This is a genomic window from Arthrobacter sp. PAMC25284 (assembly GCF_019443425.1).
Taxonomy (GTDB): Bacteria; Actinomycetota; Actinomycetes; order Actinomycetales; family Micrococcaceae; genus Arthrobacter; species Arthrobacter oryzae_A.
Genome location: NZ_CP080382.1, coordinates 1,898,027 through 1,915,111 on the forward strand (window position 1 = coordinate 1,898,027; position 17,085 = coordinate 1,915,111).

Annotated in this window: 18 protein-coding genes, 1 pseudogene and 1 riboswitch; of the genes and pseudogenes, 2 read left to right on the forward strand and 17 right to left on the reverse strand. The window is 65.9% G+C overall.

Going from position 1 to position 17,085, the window contains the following annotated elements:
• Nucleotides 1–89: 89 nt before the first annotated feature.
• Nucleotides 90–189, reverse strand: a riboswitch (glycine riboswitch).
• A gap of 93 nt (nt 190–282) precedes the next feature.
• Nucleotides 283–822, reverse strand: coding sequence for a TetR/AcrR family transcriptional regulator (locus tag KY499_RS08735; RefSeq protein WP_219886842.1), 540 nt, complete (start codon nt 820–822; stop codon nt 283–285).
• 68 nt (nt 823–890) lie between these two features.
• Here KY499_RS08735 and KY499_RS08740 point away from each other — a divergent pair, with 68 nt between their 5' ends.
• Nucleotides 891–2,462 carry an MFS transporter gene (locus KY499_RS08740; protein ID WP_219886843.1) on the forward strand — a complete coding sequence of 524 codons (1,572 nt, stop codon included), beginning with the start codon at nt 891–893 and terminating at the stop codon, nt 2,460–2,462.
• A 74-nt stretch (nt 2,463–2,536) separates the two neighbouring features.
• Here KY499_RS08740 and KY499_RS08745 read toward each other — a convergent pair whose 3' ends face one another.
• The gene (locus KY499_RS08745) at nt 2,537–3,016 is read right to left on the reverse strand and encodes a Dps family protein (protein ID WP_123253686.1); all 480 of its coding nucleotides are present in this window, start codon (nt 3,014–3,016) and stop codon (nt 2,537–2,539) included.
• 132 nt (nt 3,017–3,148) lie between these two features.
• Nucleotides 3,149–3,958 carry a sigma-70 family RNA polymerase sigma factor gene (locus KY499_RS08750; protein WP_219886844.1) on the reverse strand — a complete coding sequence of 270 codons (810 nt, stop codon included), beginning with the start codon at nt 3,956–3,958 and terminating at the stop codon, nt 3,149–3,151.
• Nucleotides 3,959–4,198: 240 nt separating this feature from the next.
• Here KY499_RS08750 and KY499_RS08755 point away from each other — a divergent pair, with 240 nt between their 5' ends.
• The gene (locus tag KY499_RS08755) at nt 4,199–4,720 is read left to right on the forward strand and encodes a flagellar protein FlgN (RefSeq protein WP_219886845.1); all 522 of its coding nucleotides are present in this window, start codon (nt 4,199–4,201) and stop codon (nt 4,718–4,720) included.
• A 29-nt stretch (nt 4,721–4,749) separates the two neighbouring features.
• Here KY499_RS08755 and KY499_RS08760 read toward each other — a convergent pair whose 3' ends face one another.
• The 14 genes and pseudogenes from KY499_RS08760 to KY499_RS08825 all read right to left on the reverse strand — a co-directional run bounded on the left by KY499_RS08760 (nt 4,750) and on the right by KY499_RS08825 (nt 17,076).
• Nucleotides 4,750–4,995: a carbon storage regulator gene (locus tag KY499_RS08760; protein WP_219886846.1), complete on the reverse strand. Its 246-nt coding sequence runs from the start codon at nt 4,993–4,995 to the stop codon at nt 4,750–4,752.
• A gap of 59 nt (nt 4,996–5,054) precedes the next feature.
• Nucleotides 5,055–6,308, reverse strand: a complete 1,254-nt coding sequence (locus KY499_RS08765) for a hypothetical protein (protein ID WP_219886847.1) — start codon at nt 6,306–6,308, stop codon at nt 5,055–5,057.
• The gene (locus tag KY499_RS08770) at nt 6,286–8,334 is read right to left on the reverse strand and encodes a flagellar biosynthesis protein FlhA (RefSeq protein ID WP_123253691.1); all 2,049 of its coding nucleotides are present in this window, start codon (nt 8,332–8,334) and stop codon (nt 6,286–6,288) included. Before KY499_RS08770 ends, KY499_RS08765 begins: the two co-directional genes overlap by 23 nt.
• A gap of 79 nt (nt 8,335–8,413) precedes the next feature.
• On the reverse strand, nt 8,414–9,496 hold the full coding sequence (locus tag KY499_RS08775) for a flagellar biosynthesis protein FlhB (protein ID WP_123253692.1): 1,083 nt from the start codon (nt 9,494–9,496) through the stop codon (nt 8,414–8,416).
• A pseudogene (locus tag KY499_RS08780) lies at nt 9,496–10,255 on the reverse strand (flagellar biosynthetic protein FliR). The gene KY499_RS08775 and the pseudogene KY499_RS08780 overlap by 1 nt, the downstream one beginning before the upstream one ends.
• Before the next feature lies 1 nt (nt 10,256).
• Nucleotides 10,257–10,532: a flagellar biosynthesis protein FliQ gene (gene fliQ, locus KY499_RS08785; RefSeq protein ID WP_123253694.1), complete on the reverse strand. Its 276-nt coding sequence runs from the start codon at nt 10,530–10,532 to the stop codon at nt 10,257–10,259.
• A complete protein-coding gene (gene fliP / locus KY499_RS08790; RefSeq protein ID WP_219886848.1) occupies nt 10,529–11,377 on the reverse strand; it encodes a flagellar type III secretion system pore protein FliP in 849 nt (282 codons plus the stop codon). Before fliP ends, fliQ begins: the two co-directional genes overlap by 4 nt.
• On the reverse strand, nt 11,374–12,003 hold the full coding sequence (fliO, locus tag KY499_RS08795; RefSeq protein ID WP_219886849.1) for a flagellar biosynthetic protein FliO: 630 nt from the start codon (nt 12,001–12,003) through the stop codon (nt 11,374–11,376). The genes fliP and fliO overlap by 4 nt, the downstream gene beginning before the upstream one ends.
• The gene (gene fliN / locus KY499_RS08800; RefSeq protein ID WP_219886850.1) at nt 12,004–12,726 is read right to left on the reverse strand and encodes a flagellar motor switch protein FliN; all 723 of its coding nucleotides are present in this window, start codon (nt 12,724–12,726) and stop codon (nt 12,004–12,006) included.
• Complete coding sequence (locus KY499_RS08805) at nt 12,723–13,619, reverse strand: flagellar motor switch protein FliM (protein ID WP_258191039.1); 897 nt, start codon at nt 13,617–13,619, stop codon at nt 12,723–12,725. The genes fliN and KY499_RS08805 overlap by 4 nt, the downstream gene beginning before the upstream one ends.
• 47 nt (nt 13,620–13,666) lie before the next feature.
• Nucleotides 13,667–14,545, reverse strand: a complete 879-nt coding sequence (locus KY499_RS08810; protein WP_219886851.1) for a flagellar motor protein MotB — start codon at nt 14,543–14,545, stop codon at nt 13,667–13,669.
• The gene (locus KY499_RS08815; protein WP_219886852.1) at nt 14,542–15,372 is read right to left on the reverse strand and encodes a motility protein A; all 831 of its coding nucleotides are present in this window, start codon (nt 15,370–15,372) and stop codon (nt 14,542–14,544) included. The genes KY499_RS08810 and KY499_RS08815 overlap by 4 nt, the downstream gene beginning before the upstream one ends.
• A gap of 43 nt (nt 15,373–15,415) precedes the next feature.
• Nucleotides 15,416–15,688, reverse strand: a complete 273-nt coding sequence (locus KY499_RS08820; RefSeq protein ID WP_123253700.1) for a flagellar FlbD family protein — start codon at nt 15,686–15,688, stop codon at nt 15,416–15,418.
• 197 nt (nt 15,689–15,885) lie between these two features.
• Nucleotides 15,886–17,076 (reverse strand): flagellar hook protein FlgE, encoded by a 1,191-nt coding sequence (locus tag KY499_RS08825; RefSeq protein ID WP_219886853.1) that lies wholly within the window; start codon nt 17,074–17,076, stop codon nt 15,886–15,888.
• Nucleotides 17,077–17,085 lie beyond the last annotated feature (9 nt).

The window sequence follows — 17,085 nt, forward strand, 5'->3', positions numbered from 1 at the left end:
TTCCGCACAGCCCTGCGTTTACAGGACTCCGCTTGCACCGTCGGTGAGCACAGCATGTCCGAGGACAGCCTGCTGCTTTCCAGAGGCGCCTTGCCGCGGCGGTACGTGGGCCTGAGAGATTCCTGGGGAGGATTTGCTCCTACGGCGCCTGCTTGTACCTTACTGGCAGAACTCTCCCGCCGCAGATCGAAGGCATATTTAATTAGCCGTGACCACAGTCACAGCCTCCATTGTCCTACGTGCGGGCCGCGTCCGCAAGCCGTGACGGCTGCGCCGGCGGAGCTAGCCGCGCAGCCGGGCGACGGCGACCAGCAGGCCCTCGAGGTCCGCGCCGAACCCGGGCCCCGGCCCGCCCGGTCCCCGGGCGAGCATGGCATTGAAATACAGCCCGTCCCCCATGTAGAGGACAGCTTTGGCCATCGCGGGACCGACGTCAGCAGCAAGCAGTTCCAGCCAGCGCGCCTGGGCGGCAGAAAAACGGCGCCGGGATTCCTCGTGCGCCACCTCCGCCAGCCGGGTGGCGGCAACAAAGGACCGGTCCATCGGGGTGTCGGCCCAGAGCGAGGACCTGATGAAGTAGGCCGCTGCACCTTCCGGGGCCGCCGCCATGGCCTCGAGATCCTGGGCCAGATGCTCATCCAGCCGCTCCAGCAGCGCCGCGATCATCGCCTCCTTGTTGGGAAAGTGATACAGCAGCCCGCCTTTGGAAACGCCGGCCCGCCTCGCGACAGCCTCCAGCGTCGCGGCACGTTCACCTTCTTCAATAAGCAGCGAAATGAAGCCATCGAGGACGGCTTCCCGGGCGACTGGTTTTCTGGGCATGGCTTCCATCTTGCCCGCAATGACCCGAATTTCTTAAATACACCGTCCAGACGGTACAGTTTCAATTCATGAGCAACCTCTTCGCGGCCCGGCACACCGGCACCATGCCCGAAACACGGCAGCAGCCGTGGCGGGACTGGCTGGCGCTGGCCCTGCTGATGTTTCCGGTCCTGCTGGTGGCGGTGGACAACACTGCCCTGACGTTCGCCCTTCCGGCCATCGCGCGCAGCCTGGACGCTACGGGGATCCAGTTGCTCTGGATTGTGGACGCCTATCCCCTCGTCCTTGCCGGGCTTCTCGTCGCGATGGGCAGCCTGGGCGATCGGATTGGCCGGCGCAGGCTCCTCCTGGTCGGCAGTGCAGGGTTCGCCGCAGTGTCAGCGGCGACCGCCTTCGCCGCCAGCGCCGAATGGCTGATTGCCGGGCGCGCCGGGCTGGGTTTCTTCGGCGCGATGCTGATGCCCTCCACCCTGTCCCTGATCCGCAACATCTTCCCGGAACCCAACCGTCGCCGGCTGGCGGTAGCCATCTGGGCTGCCGGTTTCTCCGGCGGCGCGGCGCTGGGCCCGATCGCCGGCGGCTGGCTGGTGGAGCACTTCTGGTGGGGCGCCGTACTGCTCGTGGCGGTGCCGACCATCCTGCCGCTGCTGGTGCTTGGCCCGGTCCTGCTCCCGGAATCCCGCGATCCGCACCCGGGCCGGGTGGATCTGCCCAGCATTGCGTTTTCCCTGCTGGCCATGGTGCCGACCGTATACGGCATCAAGGAACTTGCGACCCACGGCCCGGGACTGGTGGCCTTCACCGGCATCGGCTGTGGACTGCTGATGGGCTATGTCTTCATCCGCAGGCAGCGGATGCTGGGACGCGGCGGCCTGACCGCTCCGCTGCTGGATGTCAGCCTGTTTGGCAACCGCGTCTTCAGCACCGCCATCATCGCCAATGTACTGGCGTTGTTCTCCTACAACGGCTTCATCCTGTTCCTCGCCCAGCACCTGCAGTTGATTGAGGGGCAGTCGCCGTCGGCGTCGGGTGTCACGATGGTTCCGGCCCTTATTGCGATGATTGTCGCCGGCCTGCTTGTAGTACCGCTCGTGAAGCGGGTGCGGCCGGGCTTTGTGGTCGCCGGCGGGCTCCTGCTCAGCACCGTTGCATACTCCCTCGTGGCCTTCGGCGACCACAGCACGGGCCCGGCCGTGTTGTTGGCGGCCCTCCTGGTTCTGTGCCTGGGGGTTGGTGCCGCCGAGACGATCTCCAACGATCTGATCCTCGGAGCGGCACCGGCCGAGAAGTCCGGGGCGGCCTCGGCCATTTCGGAGACCGGCTACGAGGTGGGCTCCCTGCTCGGCACGGCGATCCTGGGCTCCATCCTGACCGCGTCCTACCAGCGCAACCTCCGGCTGCCGGAGGCGGTGTCCGGTCTGGCCCCTGGCGCTGCCGTCAACCAGGCCGGGGAGACCCTCGCCGGCGCCGCGGAACTCGCGCAGGGACTTCCCGGCCCGCTGGCCGGGACTGTGATGGCCGCTGCGCGCACCGCCTTCGACTCAGGGGTGCACATCACAGCCGCGATCGCCCTCGTGCTGATGGCGGGGGCAGCGGTCCTGGCCGCCGTCGTGCTCCGAAAAGTCCCGACCGCGAACTAGGCACCGCCATGGCAGCACCGACAGGAAGGCGCCGGGCGCCGGGATGATCCCGGCGCCCGGCGCCTTCTCTCGTGCTACTTCTTCGAAGGCGTGGCGACCTTGGCCGTGGGCTTCATCGTCTCTGCATTAACGAGCCATGCGAACTGCTCCAACCGGGCGATGAACTCGTGCAGCAGGTCAGCCGAGGTGGGATCTTCTTCGTCAACCTCGTCGTGGACCTTGCGCATGGTGCCAACCGCGGCCTCCAGCGCTGCCACAACACGCTCAATCGCGTCGTGGGTATCAATGAGCCCGGCAGGGAATTCGGCCAGCGACGTGGACTTGGCGACCGTGGATGTGCGGCCGTCCGGGAGCGCGTGGAGCGCCCGCATGCGTTCCGCGGTATCGTCCGCGAATTGTCGGGCGGCATCGATAATCTCGTCCAACTGGAGGTGGAGATCCCGGAAGTTCGTCCCCACAATGTTCCAGTGCGCCTGCTTGCCCTGGACATGGAGTTCGATCAGGTCTACCAGCACTGTCTGCAGGTTGCCCGTCAAGGTCGGTGAAGCTTTCATGCGTCCTCCTCAGTAGGTCAGGTCATTCCGACGCTACCTCAGAGTCCTGCGGCCCGCGAGAGTCTCCCAGCAATTTCGCAGTTGGCTTACTAATTGTCCCTGGGGGGCGGCGGGCGGGGCGGACTGCCTGGCTCAGACGGCCCTGTTCAGGGCCGGATCCAGGCGAAAGACGGACCGGGTGATGCCACCGGACGTGGCCTCGGACAACTGCGCCAAATAGTCGTTGCGGCGCCGCGGCGTGATGCGGGACTGGACTTCGACGTGCTGGTCCGGATCGTCCGCGTAGTGCGTGGACAGCCCGTCGCGCATCAGCCGGATGGCTTCGGAACGCTGTTGGGATACCGCGGCATGCGTGGAACCGAGTTCGGCCGCTAGTTCCTTGACGGTCCGGTCGCCGAAGTAGATCTCCTCGACGATGTAGCGCATGCGCTCCGGGAGGCTCTTCACGGCGGCCCGGAGATAGTCGAGGCGTTCGTCCGCGAGGATGGAGTGTTCCGGAGTAAGAGTCTCCGCGGCCAGGGTGTCGATCACGGCTTCATCGAGGGGCGTCAGCGTCCGCGAGGCGTCCGCGAGGGCGGCCTCCACAACGCTTTGCTGGACTCCCAGGGCGGAGGCGATTTCTTCGACCGACGGTGCCCGTCCCAGTGCTGCAGCCAGGGTTTCCTGGACAGACATGGTTTCCTTGATCCTGCGCCGCGCCGAGCGGGTGGCCCAATCGCTGGCACGCATCTCATCGGCGAAGGCGCCCAGGATACGGCGGCGCGCAAACGCACCAAATGGCACGCCCAGGTCCGGGTCAAAGGAGTCGGCCGACGTGATCAGCGCAATGGCACCGGCCGAAGCGAGGTCATCGCGGGAAAGGTGCGAGGCTTTTGAGCACAGGTCAGAGACCAGGTAACCCACCAGCGGGAGATGCTGGATCACCATCTCATTGCGTTCCATGCGGTTCAAGAGCGTGCTTCCCCCCAGGAGACCAAACTACGGACAAAAAACAACAAAATCAGCACCTTGGAAGACCTTCCGGCCCCCGCCGGAGATGGCATTCCAATGAGGTGATGCTGACCGTCACCCTGAAACTTACCACCGGAGTGGTGGCGTGCTTATACTCACTGTCAAAGCTTGACTGAAAATGCGGTAACGGTGTGACGCCGTTGCGGTTTGAGCAGGCATGGAACGGGGCCTATGGGTGCAGGTGATCTGTCGGCGGCACTGTGGCAGGAGCGCCGACAGCTGGAGGTGCTCCTTTTCCGGCTCGAAACGCAGCAGCTGCACGTCGAGGCCGGAAATCTCCGCTGGCTGGGCTTTACCGCCGCCGAGGTGGCGGATGTCCTGGACAGGCTTCGCTTTGAAGCCCTGGCCCGCAGCGTCGAGTCGGCCGGCGTTGCCGTCGAATGGGGGCTGCCGCCCGAGACGCCCCTGCCCGGGCTGATCGGGGTGGCCCCGCCGGGTCCGTGGGCCGAAATCCTCAGTGAACACCGCACCGGCCTCCAGGATTTGCTCGGGCGGCTGGGGAACGCGGTCCGCGCCGGCCGCAACAGCCTGGAGGCCGTACGGCTGACTGTGGCGGCCGGGGCGCCGCCAGCCGGGACTTTCAGCGAACTGGATCAGCTGACCTTGACCGGAACCGTCGAACACGCCCTTGCGGTGATCGGACAAACGGGTCAGCCGCACCTCGCCGAGTATCTCGGCAATAGCCCCGGCTGACTCAGGCGTTTTGCCTCAGGCGACCTGACTCAGGCGTCGCGGACGGGGGCTTGCGGCATCAGGCCGCGGAGTGCATCCTCCGTGCCGGGTCCGGCGTTCGCCGCGGCAAGGTTGGCTGCGGCAATGGCCTCAATGACTTCCCGGCGCTGGATCGATACCCCGCGCGGGGCTTCAATGCCTATCCGAACACCGTCCCCGCGGCCTTCCAGAACCGTGATGACGATCCCATCGCCAATCATGATCTGTTCGCCCGGCTTGCGTGTAAGTACCAGCATGCTCTAAATCTACCCTTCGTTGCCGGCAATGCAGGACCGGGCCTGCACGCCCCGCCGTGTCACAGTTGTCCGGCGCGGGCGCGACGGTTATCAATCCAGCCCAACGGAATACCGAGCCCGTTGACGCTTTCCGGCGTCCCGGTTTCGGCCGCGCCGACAACGGCGATGGCCGTGACCGTGAGTTGCGCGGCCAACTCGTTGACCCACCGCGCCGTATCGTCGTGCTTCCTTCCGGCGTCGACCACCAGCCAGATCTGATCGGCCGCGAGCGCCGCCAGCGCCTGAGGTATCGCCGCCGCCTCCCGGGCCCGGTTCAGCCCGTAGGCGACCAGGACGGTCCGGTCTGTCATCACGGCATGTGCCCGGGCCGCCGTCGCGCCCTGGCGTCCGTCCACGTGCAGGTGGCCGTAGGCGGACAGCGCTCCCCCGGTCCGGACGTCCGCGCCGCCTGCAGCCGTCGACATGGCAAGGGCCGTATCCAGGGCGTCCTCCCCGAGTCCGACGAGGAGCACCAGGTCCCCGATGCCCGTGAGGGGAGCCGGTGCCGGGACACCGGGCGGGGCCGCGGCGGTTCGGGGATCGGCCCCGGCCCCCGGGTCCACCGGGGCCATCGGGGCCACCGGATCCGCGCCGGCTTTCGTTCCGGCGGGGGTGTCGCCGGTGACGGGCGTGGCAGCGGGTTCGGGTGCTGGTTTCAGCCCGGCGCCGAGCTGTTCCAGGAGTTCAGCGAAATCCGGAGACTCGGTGGAAACACCCGAGGGACCCTGATCGTGCAGGCCGCGTTCAGCGGCGTCGGCTTCTTCCAAAAGCGCAGCGATCGCCGCGCCCTGCAACTGGTGCGATCGCGCCGCGGGAACTTCGGGGGTATCCCGCACAGCACTGGCTGACGCTGTGCGGGCGCCGGCCAGGTCCAGCGGATGCTTTTGTGCGGAGGCTGGCCGGGCCGGCTTCTTCCCTGCCGGCGCCGTCCGGACCGGCACCGGCTGCGCCGGACCCGCCGTCCGTATGCTCTCCCGGGCGGCACGCGAAAAGCGGGCGGGCGGGCGGAACGACCTCACGGGGCCGTCGATGGTGCCGGCCTGCCCGGCGTCGGCCAGCAGCCCGGAGTCGGGGACGACTTCTCCCGTGATCGTTTCGTCGGGCGGCCCCACCGCGACCATCGCTTCGTAGTGGTCGCCGGCAAACAGCCCGGCGATTCCCGGGCTAATGACCCGTTCCGCAGAGACGATCCGGGCCGACGGGCCGTACTGCAGCTCCGCCTTCTGCCGGATCTCCTCCAGCGTTGACCCCTTAAGCCGATAACGGTTCGGCATGGCGTACGACTCCTACGGTTTCGATTTGGACGTTGGAGGAAGTCACTTCCCGGTAGGACAGCACCGGCAGTGACCCGGGCTGGACCCCGATGAGCCGGCGCACCGCGGGCCGGAGGGCTGGAGCGCAGACCAGGACGGCCTGCCGGTTCGCGGCCGCGGCGGCGTCGGCGGCGGATCGGACCGAGCGCAGGACGCTGTCGAGCTTGTCCTGGCCCATCATGATCTGGCTGCCGCCTTCGGCCGGGCGCATATCTTCGAGCATGGATTGTTCCAGGACAGGGTCGATCATAATGACGTTCAGGACGGGCCCGTCCATGAATTTCGCCGTCAACGCCGGGCCGAGCGCCTGCCGTGCCGATTCCACCAGCGATTCAGGGTCCGTGGAGATCTTGGCCCGGAGGGTAAGGGCCTCGTAGATGCGGGCCAGATCGTTGATGGGGACCTGTTCGTCCAGGAGGCCCTGCAGGACGCGCTGGACCTCCGCGAGGGACAGCAGCGCGGGTGTGAGTTCGTCGACGGCGGCCGGGCTCTGCTTGCGCACGCCTTCGGTGAGCACGCGGACGTCCTCGCGGGAGAGCAGGCGGGCCGCATTGGCGCTGACGATCGAGGACAGGTGTGTCACGAGGACGGACACTCGGTCGATCACGGTCGACCCCGTCATTTCGGCGTTGTGGCGCATCTCCGCCGGAATCCACTTCCCGGCCAGGCCGAAGACCGGCTCGATCATCGCGGTGCCGGGGAGCGAGTCGAGGCTGTCGCCGAGGGCCAGCATCTGGCCGCCCGGCGCAGTGCCGCGGCCGGCCTCCACCCCGGCGATCCGGATCGAGTAGGTGGCGGGCGGAAGGTCCACGCTGTCCCGGGTGCGGACCGGCGGGATGACCAGTCCCAGTTCCATGGCGATCTTGTGCCGCAGGGACCGGACCCGGGCGAGCAGGTCATCGGACGCCCCGGAGACCATGTCCACGAGGTCCGGGGCCAGGAGAATCTCGACCGGATGGATACGCATGTCCTCGAGCAGTTTTTCGTTCGGATCCATCTCGGGGAAGTTCAGCGCCGTCTCTTCGTCCTCGAGGACCTTTTCGTCGGCCTTCTGCTGCGCGGTAATCCGCCGGGAGGCCAACAGCATCCCGGCACCGACCAGCACGAACGGTATCGGGGGCATACCGGGGATCAGCGCCATGGCGATTGCCGCGACTCCGGCGATCGCAAGGGCGTTGGGGGACTGCATGAGCTGGGAGGACGCCGTCCGCCCCATGTCCGATTCGGCATTCGAGCGGGTGACGATCATACCGGTGGCAACTGCCATCAGCAGGGCCGGAATCTGCGAGACGAGACCGTCGCCCATGGTGAGCAGGCCGTAGGTGTTCAGCGCATCGCCGATCGGCATACCGCCCTGCAGCATGCCGATGGCGATGCCGCCGATGAAGTTGATGATGATGATGATGATGCCGGCAATCGCGTCGCCCTTGACGAACTTGGACGCACCATCCATGGCGCCGTAGAAGTCGGCTTCGGCCGACACTTCGGCGCGCCGGTCCCGGGCCTGGGTATCCGTGAGAAGGCCCGCGTTCAGGTCCGCATCGATGGCCATCTGCTTGCCGGGCATGGCATCGAGGGTGAACCTCGCGCCGACCTCGGCCACCCGCTCCGCGCCTTTGGTGACCACCACGAACTGGATGACCACGAGGATCAGGAACACGACGGCGCCGATGACGATGGAACCGCCCACTGTCACCTGGCCGAAGGCCTCGATGACCTGGCCGGCGTAGCCCTCCCCCAGCACCAGCCGGGTGGACGCGACGTTGAGGCCGAGCCGGAACAAGGTGATCACGAGCAGCAGCGAGGGAAAGACCGAGAAGTCCAGTGGTTTTTTCACGAACATGCTGGTCAGCAGCACCAACAGCGCCAGCAGGATGTTGCAGACGATGAGGAAGTCCATCAGCGGCGCCGGGACGGGCACCACCAACAGCAGCACGATGCCGACGATGCCGATCGGCACTGCCAGGCGGGCGAGCCTGTTGTTCATGATTCGGTCCTTTCACAGACGCTGTTTCCCGGAGTCAGGGTGGTGCCGCTCCCCCGGCGTTGCCGGGATTCCCTGCTCATCATGCGTGGGCCGCGGCCATACGGTGCGTCCCAGCGGCGGCGCCGCGGGCCTTGAGCGACATCACAAAAGCGAGGACTCCAGCCACGGCCCGGTAAAAGTCCACCGGGATCTCCTGGCCCAGCTCGCAGGCGGAATGGAGCGCCCGGGCCAGGGGAATGTCCTGGACCATAGGGACGTTTTTCGCCTCCGCCTCCGCCCTGATTCTGGCAGCCACATGCCCCGAACCCTTGGCCACCACGCGGGGCGCCGCTTTGCCTGGCTCATATTTCAGCGCCACAGCCACGTGCGTCGGGTTGACCAGTACGACGTCGGCGTCCCCGATCGCAGCGATCATGCGGTTCCGGCTCATTGCCATCTGGCGTGCCCGGCGCTGCGAGCGGATCAGCGGATCACCCTCGGCGTTCTTGTTCTCGTCCTTGACTTCCTTCTTCGACATCCGCGTCTTTTTCCGGTTGCGGCGCATCACCACAAAGAAGTCAGCCGCGGCGAGGACAATTCCGGCGGCGACCGCGAACTGGATGAGCAGCGCGATCCCGTCGGCCCCGGCAGACACGACGCCGGCGACCGGCAGCCCGCCGGCAGTGAGCAGCACGGGGACGAGGCCCTGGACCACGCTGTAGAGCACCAGCCCGACGACGCCGACCTTAAGCAGCGCCTTCGCGCCGCCCCAGAGCGCCTGGGTGCCAAACATCCTTTTGAGGCCGGGAAGCGGTTTGAAGTGCTCGAAGTCTGCCTTGAATTTCTTGAAGTGCACGCCGCCTTGCAGGGCGGCGCCGGCCAGAACCACCACGAAGACGACCACCAGCATCGGCGTTATGACTCCGGCGATGGATGCCAGCCCGTGTTCAAGGGCCTGGAGCGCCATAGCGGGATCAGGCGCCGCAATGATGCCGCGGACGTTGAAGAGCTGGTCCGTGGCGGCGCTCGCAGCCCGCTCCACCGTGGACGGCATCATGATCGCCGCCGCTCCGATCCCCACCCACGCGGTGAGGTCCTGGGAGCGCGAAAGCTGGCCCTTGGAACGGACTTCCTTCATCCGTTTGTCGGTGGCTTGCTCTGTCTTTTCACCGGAATCTGACATCAGTTCACCCCCAGCACTGTCTTGGCCGCCTGGTTGGCGAGGCTGGAGACGATCCGCGGCAGGGCCAGGAACATAAACCCGGCCAGGGTCAGGGTCAGCAGGATCTTCAGCGGGAAACCGAGCGCGAACGCGTTCAGCGCGGGCGCCACCCTGGTCAGGAGGCCAAGTCCCACGTCGGCAAGAAACAGCACCACAATGAGCGGTCCGGCAATCTGCACGGCGGCGAGGAACATACCGGTGGCGGCAGCGACGATGGCCTGGACCGGCTGTGCCAGGTCGATGCCGCCCGCCAGGGGCAGCGCCGTGAAGCTGCCGGTGAGGCCGGTGATGACCAGCTGGTAGCCGTCTGAGGAGAACAGCAGCGCGATCGCGGCCATCTGCATCAGGCGGGTGAACTGGGCCCCGTTGATGTTCATCTGCGGGTCAAAGCCCTGGGCGAGCTGGAAACCGCCGGCCAGATCGATCAGGCTGCCGGCGGACTGGACCGCGGCGAAGATCACCAGCACGATGAACCCCAGGACCAGGCCCCGTGGCGAGTTCCAGGACCACCCCGGTGACGAAGCCCGCCGTGTCCCGTGCCGCATAGTCGACGGAGACCCGCTGCGACACGGCCAGCCCGAGCCCCAGCCCGAGCGTCGCCTTGACCCGCGCGGGAAAAGCGCGGAAAGAAAACGGCGGCGCCACGATCAGGAAGGCCGTCATCCGGACCGTGGCCAGCAGCAAGGCTTCCAGCCAGGTCGGGTCGATCGGGACGGACACCTCACACGCCTCCGAGCAGGCCCGGGATCCGGGCGAACAGTTCGTGCGTGAAGGAGACCATTTCCGTAATCATCCAGTGCCCGCAGACAACGAGGGCAATGGCGACGGCCACGGCCTTCGGCACGAACGAGAGCGTCGCTTCCTGCAGTTGGGTGATGGACTGCACGAGGGACACGGCGAGGCCTACCACCAGTGCCGTCACCAGGACCGGTGCCGAGAGTTTGGCGCCGACGATCAGCGCCTGAAGGCAGATGTCGAGGACGGCATTGGCGTTCATCCGGTGCCTGCGTAACTCTGGATCAGGGCGGTGATGATCAATCCCCAGCCGTCCACGAGGACAAACAGCAGGATCTTGAACGGCAGCGAAATCATGACCGGCGGCAGCATCATCATGCCCATGGACATCAGCGCCGCCGAGACCACGAGGTCGATCACGAGGAACGGAATAAAGATCACGAACCCGATGATGAACGCCGCACGCAGCTCGGAAATCATAAACGCCGGGATGAGGGTCGGCATGGGCACGGTTTCGGGGGTTTCGGGGTTTTCCATTCCCGCTGCCCGCGTCATCAGCGCGATGTCCTCGTCACGGGTGTGGGCCAGCATAAACTGCTGCAGCGGACCCGAGGCGGCGCCGACGGCACCGTTAAAGTCCAGTGTTCCGTTCAGGTACGGCTGCACCCCGATGGTGTTCATCTCGTTGACGACGGGCCACATCACGAAGATCGAGAGGAACAGGGCCAGGCCGGCCAGCACCTGGTTCGGCGGGATGGACGGCAGCGACAGTGCGTTGCGGGTCATGGCCAGGACCACGAAGATTTTGGTGAACGAGGTCATCATCAGCAGCAGGGCGGGAGCCACCGAGAGCAGCGTGATCCCGATAAGGGTCAGGACTGCGGTCGAGGGAGCGCCGTCGACACCGTTGATCTGGATGTTGACGCCTCCGCCCGGGGCGGTCGGATCCGTCGGAGGAACCGGCGGGGTGGGGTCGATCGGGGCGGCGTGCCCCGGGGCGGCGTTCAGCCACAGCAGCAGGACCGCAAACAACAGCGCGGCAAGCCCGAGCGTAAGGACCCTGCGATTACCGGCACGGACGGTGTGGTCGGCGGAAACCCGGCTCAATTGCGGCGTCCGGTCCTGAGCGCGGCGGCGGCCTGCTTCCAGGTCGAGCCGGCCAGGATTGAGCCGTGCAACGGCGGATGCCCGGCGCCCATTCCGGCGGTGCTGCGGGCGTGGGAGCTCCGTTGGGCCGAACTGCGCCGCGAAACCAGTGCGTCCGCCGGGATGTTCCCGGCTTCGTCGACACCCCTGCCCGGGACGCGGGCGTCCTCGGCGTCCTCGTTTGGGGAGTAACTCTCCTTGGCAAAACTATTCAGGACATGGCTGTTCCGTGCGGCGCGGCTGCTCTGTGCGGCGCGGGGGGTGGCCTCGGCGAGCATCCGGGCGAAGTCCCCCAGGGACCGGTTGGCCGCCGGTTCCCGGGCCTCTTCCGGTTCGGGCGGGATATCTCCGGTGTGCAGGACGTTAACGGCGTGGTCGGTCACGCCCAGCAGGAACCGTTGCCCGGCGGCGTCCACAACGACGACGGAGGCCCGCTGCCCGAGGCTCTGCCGGCTGATAACGGTCAGTGCGCGGTCAGCCCGGCGCCGTCCGGTGCCTTTGCCAAGCCGGCGCTGCAGAAACCACATGAGGCCAAGCACCGCGCCCAGGGCCACGACTACCCGCAGCCCGAGGATCAGTGAGTCCATTCAGCTGAGCCCGTCCGCAACATCGAGGATCCGGGTGATCCGGATCGCGTAGTCCTGGTCCAGCACCACAACCTCGCCGTGCGCGATCAGCCGCCCGTTGAGCAGCACATCCGCGGGGGCACCGGCGGACCGGTCCAGTTCGATGATTTTCCCGGGTTCGAGCGAGAGCACATCACGGACGGACATCCGGGTGCGGCCGATTTCCACGGTGAGTGCCATCTCGATGTTGTTGATGCGGCCCAGCCGGCCGGCCACCGCACTCTTGCCGGAAGCGTCGCCGCGGTCCGGGGCGGAACTGTTGTCCCGCAGCCGGACGGCGAACCATGCGGCCGCATTGTTCCCGTCGGAGAGTTCGTAGACGGCGGTGTCCGGATCAGTCAGCAGTCCCGAGGCATCAGATTCGCGCAGGTCCGAGAGCACGCCGGGACCGAAGACAGAGCTGGCGGCTTCCATGGCGGGGCGCAGCACATCGGTGACGGCGACCATTCCCGGCTGGAATCCGGCCATACCGCCGGCTGCCTCGTCCAGGAAGGTCCGGTCGATCAACAGGAGCGCCAGGTCCGCCGTGACGGAGCCGACGAAGGTGGCCGTGACGGCCTGGCGCGCGTACGCGGCAGCGGCCCTGCCCGGGACAAGGGCGAGGACCTTCAGGGCGACCGGGCTCGGCAGCTCCTCGACGAGGCGTTCCGCCGAAGACTCGTGCTTTGTCAGGGTGGTGCTCATCGGTGACTCTCCTCGATTGTGACAATGACAGCGGCCGCGCGGGACCCGTTCCGGGCCGGGGCCGCGGTGGCCAGCCGGGTTCCGTCCAGCGTGACGTCAAACGGCCTGTTCTCCAGGTGGGGCAGGGGCAGAACATCGCCGACGGAAAGCCCGAGCACCTGGCTCGGGGTCACGAACGACGTCGACAGCCGCACGGACAGCTCGACCGGCACCTGCTCAAGTTGCTCCCCGATCCGCGCCGGAGCGTCCCCGCGGCTTTCTGTCTGGTTGACCTTCTTCAGGCGTGCCAGGAGGATGCTGGCCGGCACCGCCAGGGTGGCAGGGGCACTGACGTCGCCGACGGTCATGGTGAAGACGGCGACGATCATCAGGTCGCCGGGGGCCGCGGCCTGGGCGAACTGGGAGTTGTATTGGATGGTGTCGACCCGGACGGCTTCGCTGAGCAGCGGCCCCAACGAGTAGCTGAGGTCCTCCAGTGCTTCGTCCATGAGGCCCCGGACAAGCGCCTGTTCGATCTGGGTGAATTTGCGGTCCGGCATGGGCGAATCGCTAGTGGCGCCGAGCATGCGGTTGACCCACCCGAGGGCCGAGGGACTGGGAAACTGCACCACGAGTTTGGCGTCGCTGCCCTCGACGGCGCACAGGACCATTGTCGTCACCGCGGGCAGGGATGCGGCGTATTCGTCGTAGCTCTGCATAAAGACGTCGTCGAGACGCACGACGGATTTTACCCGGACCTTGGCGGTGAGCTGTGTTCCCCACTGGCGGGCGTACGTTTCAAACGCCAGCTCCAGGACGCGGCTGTGCTCGCGCGCCAGCGTCGCGGGACGTCGGAAATCGTAGACGCTCACACTCCGCTCGCGCACCACTGGCTGCTCATCGATAACACTCACGATGGCCACTATCGGCAAGGGAACCGGCGGGGTAAGCGACCCGGCGGTTATTTCTCCGCGAGTGCCAGCGCTTCCGGAATCAGCGCCCGCACGACGTCGGCCTGGTCGGACAGGACAGCGATGTCCACCCGCCGGTTCAGCTCCATCAGCTCGGGGGTGGAGTCGTCGTTGACTTGCCGGGCGGAGCCGAAGGCGACAGCGCCTATGGTCCCTTGTGGAATGGCCCCTTGCTCGACCATATGGCGCAGCACATTGACCGCCCGCGCGGAGGAAAGCTCCCATGTCGACGGGTAGGCCGTGACCCCGTTTGCCGCATGCCCTTCCACCATGATCTCCATGCCGGCGGGAGCCAGCACCGGCGAGACGATCTTCAGTACCTGGACGGCCCGCGCGGTCAGTTCGGGCCGGTCGGGAGCGAAGAACGTCTGCGATCCGACGAGCTTCACGGTCAGGCCGCGCGAGTCGATCTGGAATTCGACGTTGCTGATGATGCCTTCAGCGGCCAGCCCTGCCTTCATTTGGGCTTCAAGGGCGCGGAGCTGGTCGACTTCCTTTTTGGCCAGCTCCAGCGGAGATGGATCCGGTTTCTGTTCCGGCGGCTCTGCCTGCTGGTCCGTCTGCGAGACCGGGGTCGCCGGGTCCTGTTCCTTCTGCTGCGCGAACGCCTCCAGATCCTTGTCCACGAGTTCCGGTGGCACTATCGTGCCGGAGGCGGTGTCCACGGTCTCGGAGGCCACCGCGCCGAAGCCGGTGGCGAGGGAGTCCCGCAGCTTTGCGAACTTGTTCGCATCCACGGTAGACATCGCGTAAAGGACGATGAACAAACACATCAGGACGGTGACCATGTCGGCGTAGGAAACCAGCCAGCGTTCGTCAACGTGGTGCTCTTCGCTATGGCCCTTCTTGGATTTGCGCCTGGCGCTCATGCAGCGTCGTCCAGGGCTTTATCGCCCTTGGGTGCCTTGCCCGAGCCGTCCTTGGGTGTCTTAGCGGCGCCGCTCTTGAGCTTGTAGGCGGGAACCATGGCGTTGAGCTTTTCCCGCAGCAGGATCGGCTGGGCACCGGACTGCAGGGCAAGTACGCCCTCCATGATGAGAGTCATCCGATCAACCTCCAGCTCGGAGATCTTCGTCATGCGGTCCCCGATCGGCAGCCAGATGAAGTTGGCCGAGAGGACTCCCCACAGCGTGGCAACAAAGGCTGCGGCGATCATGTGCCCGAGTTCGTCGGGCTGGGACAGGTTTTCCAGGACGTGGGTCAGGGACACGACGGTGCCGATGATGCCAATAGTGGGGGCATAGCCGCCGAGCATCTTGAAGAACTTTGCGGCCGTATTGTCGGCCTTCATTTTGGAGCTGATTCCGTCTTCAAGCATGTCCCGGAGGTCTTCACCATCGGTTCCGTCAGCAATGTTTTGCAGCGCATTTTTCAGGAAAGGATCTTTGGTGGCCGCCGCTTCGCCTTCGAGGGCCAGGAGGCCCTCCGTGCGGGCCTTTTCTGCGAAAACGACGATCTCGTCGATGCTCTGCTGCGGGGGCACGGTCTTGCCCTTGAACGCGTTCGGCAGTGCCTTGAATGCGTGCAGGACGTCCTTGAAGGTAGACCCTGCGAGGCCTACGGCGAGGGTCGCCCCGAAAACCAGGATCATTGGGGCCGGAAGCAAAAGGCTCGTGACGTTGGCACCCTCAAGGGCGACCATGGCATAGATAGCGCCGAACGCTAGAACCAGTCCGATTATTGTTGCGGGATCCATGATTGTCTTTCTGGGTGGCACCGTGACCGCGTTGGGGGCGTTCTCAGGGTTTGCAGGTGTGGTCTTCCGGCTCCGGGACGATGCTGAGCGTCCGGCTACCGTAAGTGGTGGAGATGGTGGGGAGGTCCCGTGCCGCGGCAAGAACGCGCGCCCGGTAGGCAGTGATCATATCGATGACATCGTTCATCCGCTCCACAACGACGTGGGTGGAACCGTCCAGCATCACGAGCGTGGTGTCGGGGCTTTCGTGCATCCGCTCAATCATGTCCGGGTTGACCGCCCAGCGCTTCTTGTTGAGCCCAGTAACTACGATCATCGACACGTCCTAGGTTGATATAGCACTGAACGTGCCCTCAAGCCCTACTGTCGGCTGCTAAGGCCACTTCGTTAGCCGGACGCGGGATCTCGGCATGGCGTCCTGGATATTTCCGCTGTGGAACGACCTGAGGCGGGTGCGGTGGCTTGTAATATGCCACGGCACCCGCCTCAGGCGGTACGAGGTTTTCCGGCTGACTAGCGCTTGAGCTGCGTGAGTTCCTGCAGGATTTCATCGGAGGTGGTGATGATGCGGGCGTTCGCCTGGAAGCCGCGCTGCGCGACGATCAGGTTGGTGAATTCCTGGGAGAGGTCCACGTTGGACATTTCCAGGTTGCCGCCGGACAGGGACCCCATACCGGGGTCTCCGGCCGAGCCCAACTGCACGCCACCGGAGTTTCCGGTGGCCACGTAGGAGGATCCACCGGCCTTTTCCAGGCCGGCGGGGTTGGTGAACTTGGCCATGGCGATCTTGGCCAGGACCTGCTTGGCACCGTTGCTGAAAGCGCCGAGCACGGATCCGTCGCTGCCGATCGTGTAGGACTCGAGGCTGCCGGCGGCGTAACCGTCCTGGCCGGTGACGGTCAAAGACTCTGCCTTCGCGTAGCCGGATACCGCGCTCAGATCGACGCTGATCCCACCGACTGTCACGGTGCCTGCGCTCCCGGCGGTCTGCTGACCACCGGCAAACGTCAGCGTTCCTGTGCCCGTTGCGCCGTTTTCGTCGGTCGCATCAACTTGCCAATTTTGGGAGTTCGCGATTTTGGTGAATGTCAGCGAAACCATGCGGTCCGCGCCGGTCGCGTCGTAGACCTTGACAACGCGGTCGACTGTTCCGTCGGCTGTTCCTTCGACTGCGTCGCTGGGGAGGTTGCCGTCAAGGGTCACCTTCTCTGTGATTTTAGCGATCAGGTCGTTCGACTTCAGCGTGATGTCGCCAACGGTGCCGCTGGTGTTGACCGCCCCGCTCACTGCTGTCCAGCCCTGGAGGACTGCCCCGTCCGGGCTGACCAGGTGGTTGGCCGCATCAAACGTAAACGAGCCGGCACGGGAGAACAGTTGCTGTCCGGACTTGCTGGTGACAAAGAATCCTTCGCCGGAGATCATCATGTCAGTGGCACGGCCGGTGCTCTGCGAGGATCCCTGGCTGAAGTTGGTGGTGATGCTGGCGATCTTGACGCCGAGACCGACCTGGGCGGGGTTGCTGCCGCCGGTCTGCGTCTGCGGAGCGGAAGCGCCCTGGGTCATCTGGGACAGGGTGTCCTGGAACTGGACGGTGGAGGATTTGAATCCCGCCGTATTGACGTTGGCGATGTTCGCGCCGGTGACGTCCAGCATGGTCTGGTGGGCACGGAGGCCGGAGATTCCGGAGTACAGCGAGCGGAGCATGGGAACTGC